The 11,933-nt window shown below is 74.3% G+C and carries 14 protein-coding genes; 6 read left to right on the plus strand and 8 right to left on the minus strand.

The window, feature by feature from the left end; all coding sequences use genetic code 11:
* Positions 1-128: 128 nt before the first annotated feature.
* The 3 genes from OTB19_RS25640 to OTB19_RS25650 are packed head-to-tail and all read right to left on the minus strand — an operon-like array spanning position 129 to position 2,721.
* The gene (locus OTB19_RS25640; RefSeq protein ID WP_267800794.1) at positions 129-1,286 is read right to left on the minus strand and encodes an acetyl-CoA C-acetyltransferase; all 1,158 of its coding nucleotides are present in this window, start codon (positions 1,284-1,286) and stop codon (positions 129-131) included.
* A 19-nt stretch (positions 1,287-1,305) separates the two neighbouring features.
* Complete coding sequence (locus OTB19_RS25645; RefSeq protein WP_267800796.1) at positions 1,306-1,920, minus strand: TetR/AcrR family transcriptional regulator; 615 nt, start codon at positions 1,918-1,920, stop codon at positions 1,306-1,308.
* Positions 1,921-1,935: 15 nt separating this feature from the next.
* Positions 1,936-2,721 (minus strand): SDR family oxidoreductase, encoded by a 786-nt coding sequence (locus tag OTB19_RS25650; protein WP_267800797.1) that lies wholly within the window; start codon positions 2,719-2,721, stop codon positions 1,936-1,938.
* A 260-nt stretch (positions 2,722-2,981) separates the two neighbouring features.
* On the opposite strand from OTB19_RS25650, the gene OTB19_RS25655 reads away from it, so the two are divergent.
* Positions 2,982-4,127 carry an acyl-CoA dehydrogenase family protein gene (locus OTB19_RS25655; RefSeq protein ID WP_267800798.1) on the plus strand — a complete coding sequence of 382 codons (1,146 nt, stop codon included), beginning with the start codon at positions 2,982-2,984 and terminating at the stop codon, positions 4,125-4,127.
* Positions 4,127-5,116 (plus strand): acyl-CoA dehydrogenase family protein, encoded by a 990-nt coding sequence (locus OTB19_RS25660; protein WP_267800800.1) that lies wholly within the window; start codon positions 4,127-4,129, stop codon positions 5,114-5,116. The genes OTB19_RS25655 and OTB19_RS25660 overlap by 1 nt, the downstream gene beginning before the upstream one ends.
* Before the next feature lie 31 nt (positions 5,117-5,147).
* On the opposite strand, the gene OTB19_RS25665 is transcribed toward OTB19_RS25660, so the two are convergent.
* The 3 genes from OTB19_RS25665 to OTB19_RS25675 form a co-directional block, all read right to left on the minus strand.
* The gene (locus tag OTB19_RS25665) at positions 5,148-5,882 is read right to left on the minus strand and encodes a class I SAM-dependent methyltransferase (RefSeq protein ID WP_267800801.1); all 735 of its coding nucleotides are present in this window, start codon (positions 5,880-5,882) and stop codon (positions 5,148-5,150) included.
* A gap of 126 nt (positions 5,883-6,008) precedes the next feature.
* The gene (locus OTB19_RS25670; protein ID WP_267800802.1) at positions 6,009-6,884 is read right to left on the minus strand and encodes an alpha/beta hydrolase; all 876 of its coding nucleotides are present in this window, start codon (positions 6,882-6,884) and stop codon (positions 6,009-6,011) included.
* The gene (locus OTB19_RS25675; protein ID WP_267800804.1) at positions 6,881-7,606 is read right to left on the minus strand and encodes an SDR family NAD(P)-dependent oxidoreductase; all 726 of its coding nucleotides are present in this window, start codon (positions 7,604-7,606) and stop codon (positions 6,881-6,883) included. Before OTB19_RS25675 ends, OTB19_RS25670 begins: the two co-directional genes overlap by 4 nt.
* Positions 7,607-7,780: 174 nt before the next feature.
* On the opposite strand from OTB19_RS25675, the gene OTB19_RS25680 reads away from it, so the two are divergent.
* The 4 genes from OTB19_RS25680 to OTB19_RS25695 are packed head-to-tail and all read left to right on the plus strand — an operon-like array spanning position 7,781 to position 9,837.
* Entirely contained in the window at positions 7,781-8,368 is a 588-nt protein-coding gene (locus tag OTB19_RS25680; RefSeq protein ID WP_267800806.1) for a PadR family transcriptional regulator, read from the plus strand.
* A 35-nt stretch (positions 8,369-8,403) separates the two neighbouring features.
* A complete protein-coding gene (locus tag OTB19_RS25685; RefSeq protein ID WP_267800808.1) occupies positions 8,404-8,529 on the plus strand; it encodes a hypothetical protein in 126 nt (41 codons plus the stop codon).
* A gap of 15 nt (positions 8,530-8,544) precedes the next feature.
* Entirely contained in the window at positions 8,545-9,273 is a 729-nt protein-coding gene (locus tag OTB19_RS25690; protein WP_267800809.1) for a vWA domain-containing protein, read from the plus strand.
* 36 nt (positions 9,274-9,309) lie between these two features.
* Positions 9,310-9,837 (plus strand): pyridoxamine 5'-phosphate oxidase family protein, encoded by a 528-nt coding sequence (locus OTB19_RS25695; RefSeq protein WP_267800811.1) that lies wholly within the window; start codon positions 9,310-9,312, stop codon positions 9,835-9,837.
* An 8-nt stretch (positions 9,838-9,845) separates the two neighbouring features.
* Here OTB19_RS25695 and OTB19_RS25700 read toward each other — a convergent pair whose 3' ends face one another.
* Both OTB19_RS25700 and OTB19_RS25705 read right to left on the minus strand, forming a co-directional pair.
* Complete coding sequence (locus OTB19_RS25700; RefSeq protein WP_267800813.1) at positions 9,846-11,138, minus strand: DUF1906 domain-containing protein; 1,293 nt, start codon at positions 11,136-11,138, stop codon at positions 9,846-9,848.
* A 258-nt stretch (positions 11,139-11,396) separates the two neighbouring features.
* Positions 11,397-11,903, minus strand: coding sequence for a hypothetical protein (locus tag OTB19_RS25705; protein ID WP_267800815.1), 507 nt, complete (start codon positions 11,901-11,903; stop codon positions 11,397-11,399).
* Positions 11,904-11,933: the final 30 nt, after the last annotated feature.

Here is an 11,933-nt window from a genome sequence, read left to right on the forward strand (position 1 = left end):
ATTTCACTTCAGAGGTGCCTTGCTGGTTGGTACTGGTGGAAGCGTCAGAACTCCCATCATCCCAGGTCAGCAGGCACCTCTTCTGGTTTCTCCGTCCACAGCCCGACCACTACACGGTGGATCGAGGCTCAGAGCCGCTCGATGATCGTCACATTGGCCTGTCCGCCGCCCTCGCACATGGTCTGGAGGCCGTAGCGGCCCCCGGTGCGTTCCAGCTCGTGCAGCAGGGTGGTCATGAGCTTGACGCCGGTCGCGCCCAGGGGGTGGCCGAGCGCGATGGCCCCGCCGTTGACGTTGACCCGCGCCGGGTCCGCGCCGGTCTCCTTCAGCCAGGCCAGCACGACGGGGGCGAAGGCCTCGTTGATCTCCACGAGGTCGATCTCGTCGAGCGACAGCCCCGTCTTCTTCAGGGCGTGCGCCGTCGCCGGGATCGGGGCGGACAGCATCCGGATCGGGTCCTCGCCCCGGACGGACAGGTGGTGGACGCGGGCCCGGGGGCGCAGGCCGTGTTCGGCGACCGCCCGCTCGGAGGCGATCAGCATGGCCGCGGCGCCGTCGGAGACCTGGGAGGAGACGGCCGCCGTGATGGTGCCGCCCTCGACGACGGGCTTCAGGCCGGCCATCTTCTCCAGGGTGGTGTCCCGGCGCGGGCCCTCGTCCGTGCGGACGTCCCCGTACGGCACGATCTCCCGTTCGAAGCGTCCCTCGTCGATGGCGCGCAGGGCCCGCCGGTGGGAGCGCAGCGCGAACTCCTCCATGTCGAGGCGCGAGATCCCCCACTTCTCGGCGATCAGCTGTGCGCCGTGGAACTGGTTGACGGGCGCGTCGCCGTACCGGGCGCGCCAGCCATGCGATCCGGCGTACGGGCCGTCGGTGAGGCCCAGCGGCTCGGCGGCCTGCCGCGAGGCGAAGGCGATCGGGATCATCGACATGTTCTGGGTGCCGCCGGCGACGACCAGGTCCTGGGTGCCGGACAGCACGCCCTGCGCCGCGAAGTGGACGGCCTGCTGGGAGGAGCCGCACTGGCGGTCCACCGTCACCCCCGGGACCTCCTCGGGGAGGCCGGCGGCGAGCCAGGCGGTCCGTGCGATGTCGCCGGCCTGCGGTCCGACGGTGTCGAGGCAGCCGAAGACCACGTCCTCGACGGCGGCGGGGTCCACCCCGGAGCGTTCCATCAGGGCCCGCAGGACGTGGGCGCCGAGGTCGGCGGGGTGCACCCCGGCCAGGCCTCCCTTGCGTCGCCCCACGGGGGTGCGTACGGCGTCGACTATGTAGGCCTCGGGCATCGGGACTCCTCTGGTTCGGTCAGGCGCGCAGGGCGATCCCGTCCAGCACCATCGACAGGTACTGGCGGGCGATCTCGTCGGGGCTGTGCTGTCCGCCCGGCCGGTACCAGGAGGCCGCGACCCACACCGTGTCGCGCACGAAGCGGTAGGTGAGGCGGATGTCCAGGTCGGCCCGGAAGACCTTGGCGGCCACTCCGCGCTCCAGCGTCCCCAGCCAGGCCTTCTCGAACTTCTGCTGCGAGTCGGAGAGGTAGTGGAAGCGGGGTTGCGCGGAGAGGTGGCGGGATTCCTTCTGGTAGATCGCGACGGCGGCGCGGTGCCGGTCGATCTCCCGGAAGGACTCGGTGACGAGGGCCTCGATGGTCTCCCTGGGGCCGAGACCGGCGGCGAGGACGGTGTCGTACCCCGCCCACAGCTCGTTCAGGAAGGCCGAGAGGATCTCGTCGAGCATCGATTCCTTGGAATCGAAGTGGTAGTAGAGGCTGCCGGCGAGCATCCCGGCGGCATCGGCGATCTTGCGCACGGTGGTGGCGTTGTAGCCCTGCGCGGCGAAGACCTCGGCGGCGGTGTCGAGGAGCTCCCGTCTGCGCTCGGGGGACGCGGTCACCTGTGGCTTCTTCTTGTTCGTCGGCACGCGCCCATTCTCGACCTACGCGTGCTGGCTGCTGACCGACACGGTCTCGCCGGTCATGTACGACGAGTAGCCGCTGGCCAGGAACACGATGACGTTGGCGACCTCCCAGGGTTCGGCGTAGCGGCCGAAGGCCTCGCGGGCGGTGAGTTCGGCGAGGAGTTCCTCGCTCGTGACCTTCACCAGGTGCGGGTGCATGGCGAGGCTGGGTGCGACCGCGTTGATCCGTACGCCGAACTCGGCGGCCTCCAGGGCGGCGCAGCGGGTGAGCGCCATCACCCCGGCCTTCGCGGCGGCGTAGTGGGCCTGGCCGGTCTGGGCGCGCCAGCCGACGACGGAGGCGTTGTTGACGACGACCCCGCCGCCGGTGCCCGCGGCCCTGAAGGAGCGCAGGGCGGCGCGGGTGCAGCGGAAAGTGCCGTTGAGGGTGACGTCGAGGACCCGGCCCCACTGGTCGTCGGTCATGTCGACCAGGGTCGCGGTGCCGCCGAGTCCGGCGTTGTTGACGACGACGTCGAGGCCGCCGTGGGTCTGTTCGGCGCGCGCGAACAGGGCCCGGACCTGGTCCTCGTCGGTGACGTCGCACGGCAGGGAGTCGATCCGGTCCGCCCCGAACTCGGCGGCCAGCGCGCCCTCGGTCTCCTTGAGGCGGCGGGCGTGGGCGTCGCCGATCAGGACGCGGGCGCCCTCCTCCAGGAAGCGGCGGGCGGTGGCGCCGCCGATGCCGGCCCCGGCGGCGGCGGTGATCACGGCGGTCCGGCCGGCGAGCAGCCCGTGCCCGGTGACGTACTCGGGTGCGTTCACGCCCGTACCTCCTTGGGAAGGCCGAGGATCCGCTCGGCGATGGTGTCGCGCTGGATCCCGCCCGAGCCGCATGGACGGTGTCGGCACGGAGAAGAGGTGGCGCCGCTCTCCTCGACGGCTCTCCTGTCCGTACGTTAACCTACCAAACACTTGTTAGGGAAGGATGTGTCGATGTCCGCTGCCCGCACCCCCGAGACCGACGGACCGCCGGTACTCCACGCGGCCCCGAAGGGCGCCACCGCGAAGGGGGCGACCGACTGATGGACCTCACCCACACCCCGCAGGTAGAGGCCTTCCGCGAGGAGGCCCGGGCCTGGCTGGCCGGACACGTCCCGACCGCCCCCCTCCCCTCGCTGGAGACGGCCGAGGGGTTCGCCGCGCACCGGGAGTGGGAGGCCCGGCTGCACGCCGACCGTTGGGCGGTGGTGTCCTGGCCCGAGGAGTACGGCGGCCGGGGCGTGGACATCGAGCGGTGGCTGGTGTTCGAGGAGGAGTACTGGGCGGCGGGCGCGCCCGGCCGGGTCTCCCAGAACGGCATCAACCTGCTGGCCCCCACCCTGTTCGACCACGCGACGGCCGAGCAGCGGGCGCGGGTGCTGCCGTCCATGGCGAGCGGCGAGGTGATCTGGGCGCAGGCCTGGTCGGAGCCCGAGTCGGGCTCCGACCTGGCCTCCCTGACGTCGAGGGCGGTCCGCACGGAGGGGGGTTGGCTGCTGTCCGGGCAGAAGACCTGGTCCTCGCGGGCGGCGTTCGCGGACCGGGCGTTCGGCATCTTCCGGACCGACCCCCAGGCCCCGAAGCCTCACCAGGGACTGACGTACCTGATGTTCGACCTGCGGGCGCCGGGGGTGACCGTGCGGCCGATCGGCCGGCTGGACGGCAAACCGGCGTTCGCCGAACTCTTCCTGGACGGGGTGTTCGTCCCGGACGAGGACGTCATCGGGGAGCCGGGGCAGGGCTGGCGGATCGCGATGTCCACGACCGGCAACGAGCGGGGGCTGACCCTGCGCTCCCCCGGCCGGTTCCTGGCGGCGGCGGACCGACTGCTCGGGCTGTGGCGGGAGGTCGGGGATCCCGCCGACACCGCGCTGTCGGACCGGGTCGCGGACGCGCTGGTCGGGGCGCGCGCGTACGAGCTGTTCACCTGGGGGAACGCCTCGCGCTTCGCGGCGGGCGAGACCATCGGCGCCGAGTCCAGCCTGAACAAGGTGTTCTGGTCCCGCTACGACATCGCCCTGCACGAGACGGCGCTCGACCTGCTGGGCGCGGACGCGGAACTCGCGGACGGCGCGTGGGCCGAACCGTGGCTCTTCTCCCTGGCCGGGCCGATCTACGCCGGGACGAACGAGATCCAGCGCGACATCATCGCCGAGCGGCTGCTCGGCCTTCCGAAGGGCCGCCGCTGATGCGCTTCCTGCCGACCGACGAGCAGCGCGACTTCGTGCGGACGCTGCGCCGACTGCTCGACGCGTCCGAGGTCCCGGCGGCCGTACGGGCCTGGGGCGCGGGGGACCACGCGCCGGGGCGGGCCCTGTGGTCCCGCCTCGCCGACACGGGCCTGTTCGCGCTCGCCGCGGGCGGGGAACACGACGGGCTCGGGCCGCTGCCACTGGAAGCGGCCCTCGGTTTCGTGGAGTTGGGGCGGGCCGGGGTGCCGGGGCCGGTGGTGGAGACGGTCGCGGCCGCGGTGCTGCTGGCGGGGTTGGGGGACGAGGGGCCGGCGAAGCGTTTCCTGCCGGGGCTGCTCTCGGGCGGCGCCTCGGCCTCGCTGACCCTGCCGGACGCGGCCCCGTACGCCCTGGACGCGGACGCGGCCACGTACTGCTTCACGGTGTCGCGGGCCGGCGAACTGCGGCTGGCGGACCCGGACGGCGGGCCGGTCCTGCGCTCGACGGACCCGACGCGCAGGCTGCTGCGCCCCCCGGCCGGGGGCGGTGAACTGCTCGCCCGCGGGCCGGCGGTGACGGCGGCGGCGGGAAGCGCCCTGGGGTGGGCGCGGCTGCTCACGGCGGCGCAGTGCCTGGGCGTCGGGGAGGCCCTGCTGGCGCGGACGGTGGAGTACGCGAAGCAGCGCACGCAGTTCGGCACGCCGATCGGCGGGTTCCAGGCGGTCAAGCACCGGCTGGCGGACACCCTGCTGGGCCTGGAGTTCGCCCGGCCGCTGGTGTGGGCGGCCGGGCTGTCCCTCGATCCGGGCGAGGTCGCGGCGGCGAAGCTGGCGGCGGGCGAGGCCGCGTACGCGGCGGCGATGACGGCGCTCCAGCTCCACGGGGCGGTCGGCTACACCGAGGAGCTGGACCTGTCGCTGTGGCTGCGCAAGGCGCGCCCGCTGCGGGACGCGTGGGGGACGCCGTCGGCGTGCCGGGCGGCGGTGCTCGGGGCCGCCCGGCGGTAGCGGTGGCGGTGGTGGTCTTGGGGCGCCCCCGTCACAGGACGCTCACGTGGAGGCTGACCACGTACGGCTCCTCCACCGTCCCGTCCGGGAAGAGGGCGCCCAGCACCGACCGCTCCCGGTCCGTGAACTCCCGGGTGCCGGCCTCGCCGAGGAGGAGAAACGCCGAGTGGCTGGCGATGTTCGCGAGGTGCTCGTCCAGGGTGATCCGGCGGGACCAGGGCACGGTGCGGGTGCGGAAGCCGGAGTCGAGGCCGGCGGGCAGCGTGCGGAAGGACGCGCCGTCGGCGCCGAAGAGGGCCCGGATCCGCGCGGCCTGGCCGGCGACCCACGGCACCGACTCGTCCATGTCGTTCCACCAGATCGCGAGCGCGCCGCCGGGCCGCAGCACGCGGCGGGCCTCGGGGACGGAGCGGGCGGGGTCGGTCCAGTGCCAGGCCTGCGCGTAGGTGAGCAGGTCGAAGGCGTCGCCGGCCAGCGGCAGCCGGTCGCCGTCCCCGCGCACCAGCGGTATCCCGGGGTGCGCGCGGCGCAGTTCGGCGGCCATCCCGTCGCCGGGTTCGACGGCGACGACGTGCGCCCCGCAGGCGTGCAGCAGGGCCGTCGCGATGCCGGTCCCGGCCCCCACGTCGGCGACGCGGGAGCCGGCGAGCGGGCGGCCGCTCAGCTCCTCCAGGGCGTCGAGGAGGGCGTCGGGATAGGCGGGCCGGTGCGCGGCGTACAGCGCGGCGGCGGCGTCGAAGGAGCGGGCGCGGGAGGGCGTCGTCATGGGCCCATTCTTCGCGCCGCCGCCGATCTTCGACAGCGGTTCGCCGGTGCCCGGCGCGCCGCGGGCGCCGCCCGGGGATCACCGCACGGCTTCCACCAGCGGGGCCGCGCCGACCTCCCCGGCCCCTCAGCCCCTGATCCACGCGGCGGCCGCCGCGTACGCCGCGTCGGCGGCCGGCAGCGGTGAGCCCAGGAAGCCGTGGAAGACGCCCGGGTACAGCTGGACGCCGCAGTCCACGCCCGCCTCGCCCAGCCGGCGGGCGTACGCCAGCCCCTCGTCCCGCAGCACGTCGCAGTCGGCGAGGACGATCAGGGTGCGCGGCAGTCCGGTCAGGTCGGGGGCGCGCAGCGGCGAGACGTGCGGGTGGGCGGGGTCCCCGCCGTACTGGTCCCAGTACCAGGCCATGTGGGCGGCGGTGTGGAAGTACCCCCGCGCGTACGTCTCCACGGAAGGGGTGTCCATGGCCGCGTCCAGGGGCGGGTAGAACAGCAGTTGTCCCGCGACGAGTTCGGGGGCCCGCAGCGCGGTCACGGCCGCCAGGGTGCCCCCGCTGGAGTCCCCGGCGACGATCGTCCGGTCGGGATCGCAGCCGAGTGCGGCGGCTCGGGAGCGGGCCCACAGCAGTGCGGTCAGCGCGTCGTCGGGCGCGGCGGGCCAGGGGTGTTCCGGGGCGAGCCGGTAGTCGACGGAGACGACGACCGCGCCCGAGGCGGCGGCGAGTCTGCGGCAGCCGGCGTCGTGGGTGTCCAGGCCGCACATCACCCAGCCGCCGCCGTGGAAGTGGACGACGAGCGGGCGCCCCGAGGCCCCGGGGTCGGGGTCGTACACGCGGACCGGGACCCCGCAGGCGTCGTCGTCGTGCACGTCGGCCACGGCGGGTCCGGGGGCGCGCCCGCCGGCGGCGACCGCCGCCCGCAGGGCGTCCGGGTCGCCGGGGCCGGGGAAGGCCGCGGTCATGAGGTCGCACAGCCGCCGGGCGGCGGGCGAGAGGGAGTCGCTCATCGGGCCGTCGTCCCCCCGTCCACGGTGAACTCGCCGCCGGTGACGTACGAGGAGGCGTCGGAGCAGAGGAAGCGGACCAGTTCCCCGACCTCCTCGGGGCGGCCCATGCGGCCCAGCGGCACGTGGGACCAGTCCTTGTCCGACACGGCGGAGATCATCGGGGTGTCGATGGCGCCCGGGTGCACGGAGTTGACCCGGATCCCGTCGCCCGCCAGGTCCAGGGCGGCCGACCGGGTCAGCCCGCGCAGGGCGAACTTGGTGGAGCCGTAGGCGGCGTGGCCCGGTATGCCGACCAGTCCGGCGGTGGAGGAGACGTTGACGATCGAGCCGCCCCCGCCGGCGCGCAGCACGGGGGCGACGGCCTGGATGCCGAGGAAGGGGCCGAGCAGGTTGACCCGCAGCAGCGTCTCGAAGTCGGCGAGGGACTGTCGCTCCACGTGGGCGGTGCGCCACAGGGCCGCGTTGTTGACGAGCGCCGAGATCGTCCCGAAGGCGGCCACGGCCTCCCGTGCGACCCGGGCCCAGCCGTCGGCGTCGGTCACGTCGTGGTGGACGTACAGCCCCTGGCCCCCCAGGGTCGCGGCGACCTCCCGGCCCTCCTCCTCCCGGATGTCGGTGACGACGACGCGGGCTCCCGCCTCCGCGCACAGGCGGGCCTCGGCGGCGCCCTGCCCGCGCCCGGCGCCGGTGATGACGACGACCTTGCCGTCCAGTGGGATCACGGTTCAGCCCTCCAGGGCGCGTGAGCGCGGGATGACGTTCCGGCCCCCCGGCGGATGGTCTTCACGCACGCCTCCCGGGGGGACAGGGCCAGGTATGCCTATGAGGAATACTTCTAGCAGTCACGCTCTATCGAGGGAAGGGAGCCCGCGCGGACCGGTCGTAGACTGCGCCGCGTGGCAGACGAGACGAACAAGCGCACCCTCCCCGCGACCGGCTGGGCAGTGCTCGGGCTGCTCTCCTTCGGCGAGGAGCTCTCCGGCTACGACCTGAAGAAGTGGTCGGACGGGTCGCTGCGCTTCTTCTACTGGAGCCCGTCCTTCAGCCAGATCTACAGCGAACTCAAGCGGCTGGAGAAGGCCGGTTACGCCTCCTCCCGCCTGGTCGCCCAGGAGACCGGCACCCGCGACAAGCGCGTGTACCGGATCACCGACGAGGGCATGACGGCCGTACGGCATTGGGCGCGCGAGGCGCCGGTCGATCCGCCGGTGCTCAAGCACGGACCGATGCTCCGGCTGTGGCTCGGCCATCTGCTGGAGCCGGAGCAGATGCGCGAAGTCCTGGTCCAGCAGCGGGAGTTCGCGGCGAAGATGCGCCGCCGGGCGGCGGCGGACGTGGAAGGCGCCAAGGAGGAGGCCTCCTGGGCCTATCCGACGCTGACCCTCAAGTGGGCGGAGCGGTACTACGCCTCCGAGCGCGACCTGGCGGACGCGATGCTCGACGACATCGAGGCACTTGCGGCGGAGCGCGGCACACGACCGTAGGCCCACCGGAAGCAGAGCGGCGGCCTGCCGTCCCGGTGGGCCGTCAGGGCGGTGACGCGGCCGAACGCGATGGCGTGGTCGCCGCCGTCCAACACGTCATCCGCCGCAGCGGCGCCCGCGTGCTGTTCACCGAACGGCTGGGTTTCGCCGCCGCGGGCTGACGTAACCTCGGCGCCATGACGGGTAGTGCGATAGACCTCCGCAAGCTGGAAGATGCCGCTCCGGCGTTGGTGAACCTGTACAAGAGCGCCGGGGTGTCGCTGCGCAAACACGGCATGGAGGGCGGCCGGGCCTGCGTGTACCTGGTCCTGGACTACTCGGGGTCGATGCGCCCGTACTACCGGGACGGCAGCGTGCAGTCCCTGGCCGACCGGGTGCTGGGGCTCTCAGCCCACCTGGACACCGACGGCCGGGTGCCCGTCGTGTTCTTCTCCACGGAGGTGGACGCGGTCGCGGAGGTCTCCCTGGCCGACCACGCCGGTCGGGTCACCGAGATCGCCGCCGGCCTGGGCCACATGGGCAAGACGGCCTACCACCTGGCGATGGACGCGGTCATCGACCACTACCTCGACTCGGGGTCCTCGGCGCCGGCCCTGGTGGTCTTCCAGACGGACGGCGGCCCGATCAACAAGCTCGCGGCGGAGCGGTACCTCTGCAAGGCCGCCCGGCTCCCGCTGTTCTGGCAGTTCGTCGGTTTCGGCAACACCCGCAGCACCCAGTTCGACTTCCTGCGCCGCCTCGACGAACTCCCCGTCCCGGCGAAGCGGGTCGTCGACAACGCGGGCTACTTCCACGCCGGCGAGGACCCGCGCCGGGTTCCGGACGACGTGCTGTACGACCGGCTGGTCGCGGAGTTCCCGTCCTGGCTGGCGGCGGCCCGGGAGGCCGGCATCGTGCGCGTCTGAGCGGCGGCGGCGTGCGATCCGCGCTTGGATGGGGGGATGACGACGACGAACAACTGGGCCGTGTTCGAGACGGCGGAGCCGGAGTTCGCGGCGGCCGTCCGGGCCCGCTTCGCGCGGTATCCGCACCACGTCCTCGGCACCCTCCGCAAGGACGGCTCGCCCCGACTGGCCGGGCTGAACGTGGACATCCGCGGCGGGGAGCTGTGGCTCGGCATGATGGCCGGCTCCATGAAGGCCAGGGACCTCCAGCGCGATCCCCGTTTCGCGCTGCACTGCAATCCGGGCCCCGGTGAGGAGATGGAGGGCGGGGACGTCCGGATCTCCGGGCGGGCGCTGGAGCTGGTGGACCCGCCGGAACTCCACCGGTACGCGGAGGAGACCGAGACCCCGCACCCCTTCCACCTCTTCCACGCCGACCTGACGGAGATCGTGCGGATCACCGTCGAGGGCGACGACCTGGTGGTGCGGACGTGGACCCCGGAGCGCGGCGTCCACACCCTGCGCCGGGGCAACGACGACGAGCCGCCGCGCGAGGACCCGGCCGGGGACTCCCCCGCCGGCTGAGACGACCCTCAGGCCAGGGGGCCGAGCCCGATCGCCCCGGGGACGACGAGGAGACGGGGATCGACGTCGATCCAACTGCGGTCGATGTTGATCGTCACCCCGCCGTACGTGGCGTCGTGCCCGCCGCGGAACTGGTGGGCCCGGCGCGGGCCCGCCCACTTGGTCGTCCCGGTGGGCAGGCCCATGTCGGCGTCCGAGACGGTCGCCGACAGGTTCCACCGCGCCACCCACAGCACGTCCGGCATGGCCTGCGGCGCCTGGTGGTGGTGCGCGCTCAGCGCCGGCACCCCGGAGGCCGCGTGCACGTAGGCCGCCGACTTGTAGCCCAGCTCGTGCAGCCGCACCGTCCAGGCGGTGAGGTAGGCCACGACCGGGGCGTCCCAGGTGGCCCGGTCGGTGTAGTGCTCCAGGTCGTTGTAGAGGAGCGTGCCCGGGCCCAGGCCCAGTGACCGCGCGGCGTCGGCGGCGCCCTCGCCGGCCGCGATGCCCTGCTCGTTGGCCCGGGAGGGGTCGGTGGACAGCCCGGTGGTGTTGCTGCGCCAGGGCTGCGGGCCCACCCAGATCGGCATCAGGTGCCAGCCCGCCTCGGTCTGCTTGCCGACCCAGCCGGCGGTCAGTCGGGGCTGGGCGCAGGCCCGGGCCGGGCCGCCGATGTACACGCCGACGGCGCCGAAGGGCGAGCCCTGCCGCCAGGCGGTCATCGCCGACTGGGTCGGGGCGGTACAGGCGTCGAAGCCGAGGCCGGTGAACGGTTCCTGGGCGCTGCGGGGCGCCGGCAGGGCGGCGGTCACCGTGTCCGCCACCGTCCCGGGGGCGCCGGCGGGCGTGCGGCGGGCCCGCTCCAGGAGGCCGCGTACCACCTCGGGTCCGGTGCCGTACGAGACGGTGGCCATCACCCCGGAGCCGCGCAGGGCGTACCGCAGCTCGTTGCTGTCGCTCCCGGTCCGCGGGAGCGGGGCCCCGGGGTTCGCCTTCAGGGTGGGGACGTCGGCGCGCGGCGGGGCCCCGTCGAGGGGCTCCAGGTGCAGGGTGTCGGCGCGGGTGACGGCGGCCCGGCCGGTGCATTCGGCCTGGGTCCCGGCGTGGCCGAGGTACAGCGTGGGCCGGTCGAGGCGCAGGCAGGCGTCGGGGGTCCGGTCGAGGTCGACGACCCGCCAGTCGGCGGGGACGGTGAGCCGCAGCCCGCGGTAGTCGACGGTGCGTCCTTCGCCGCCGGTGGCGGTGACGGCGACCGCGGCCTGGGCGGGCATGAGCAGGGCGGCGCCCAGCAGGCAGCGCAGCAGCAGCATTCGGGAGGGCATGGGGCCAGAGGTACCAGACGGCGGGCGCCCTCAACTGCGCCGAGATCGGCCGCACATGGGCCGTACGGCCTACGCTCGGATCCGCGCGGGCAGCGGTCCCCGACCCTCCCGGTTCCGGCCCGCCGAACCCCGGAGCGGTGTCCGGCCCCCGTCGGGCGGGACCGGCGCACCCGCCGCTCCCCCGACGCGTCACCCGCACGAGCGAACCGGGCCCGGCCCCGTCACGGCGGCTGGTACGACGCCCCGTCACCGCGGCTGCTACGACACCCCGTCACCGCCGCGCAGGTGTTGATCGCCGCGCTGCCGCCCGGCGACCGGACCTCGCTGACCGTCGCCGAGGAGGCCGTGGCCGCGGCCGGCCCCCGGACCAGTTGGTGGGCCTCCCTCGCGTGGTGCGTCCTGAGTTACGCCGCACTGCACGGCGGCGATCCACGGCGGGCCCGGTCCGCGATGCTGCGGGCCGGCGGCGGACCGGACCTGACCGCACTCCAGCCGTCGATGCGGCCCCTGTTCCTGGAGGCCCTGGTCACCGCCGCCGTCGCCGACGGCGACCTGCCCGCAGCCGAGACGTGGGCCGCCCGGGCCCGCCGGGACGCGGGGCTGCTCGACCTGCCCGCCCAGCGGGCCGCGGCGCTGCGCGGCGAGGGCCAGGTCCTGGCGGCCCGGGGCGACGCGGCCGGGGCGGCGCGGTCGTTCGTACGGGCCGCCGAGGAGGCGGCGCGGTCGGGCGCCACCCTGTGGGAACGAGCTCCTGTACGAGTTCACCGTCGGCTGACGCCCCTCCCCGGACCCCCG

It is taken from the genome of Streptomyces sp. H27-H5 (genome assembly GCF_026627505.1).
Classification (GTDB): domain Bacteria; phylum Actinomycetota; class Actinomycetes; order Streptomycetales; family Streptomycetaceae; genus Streptomyces.

Bases quoted from the DNA above. Each gene is read 5' to 3' on its own strand.
- OTB19_RS25640 (WP_267800794.1), bottom strand. From the start codon at position 1,286: ATGCCCGAGGCCTACATAGTCGACGCCGTACGCACCCCCGTGGGGCGA.
- OTB19_RS25655 (WP_267800798.1), top strand. From the start codon at position 2,982: ATGGACCTCACCCACACCCCGCAGGTAGAGGCCTTCCGCGAGGAGGCC.
- OTB19_RS25660 (WP_267800800.1), top strand. From the start codon at position 4,127: ATGCGCTTCCTGCCGACCGACGAGCAGCGCGACTTCGTGCGGACGCTG.
- OTB19_RS25665 (WP_267800801.1), bottom strand. From the start codon at position 5,882: ATGACGACGCCCTCCCGCGCCCGCTCCTTCGACGCCGCCGCCGCGCTG.
- OTB19_RS25670 (WP_267800802.1), bottom strand. From the start codon at position 6,884: ATGAGCGACTCCCTCTCGCCCGCCGCCCGGCGGCTGTGCGACCTCATG.
- OTB19_RS25690 (WP_267800809.1), top strand. From the start codon at position 8,545: ATGACGGGTAGTGCGATAGACCTCCGCAAGCTGGAAGATGCCGCTCCG.
- OTB19_RS25695 (WP_267800811.1), top strand. From the start codon at position 9,310: ATGACGACGACGAACAACTGGGCCGTGTTCGAGACGGCGGAGCCGGAG.
- OTB19_RS25700 (WP_267800813.1), bottom strand. From the start codon at position 11,138: ATGCCCTCCCGAATGCTGCTGCTGCGCTGCCTGCTGGGCGCCGCCCTG.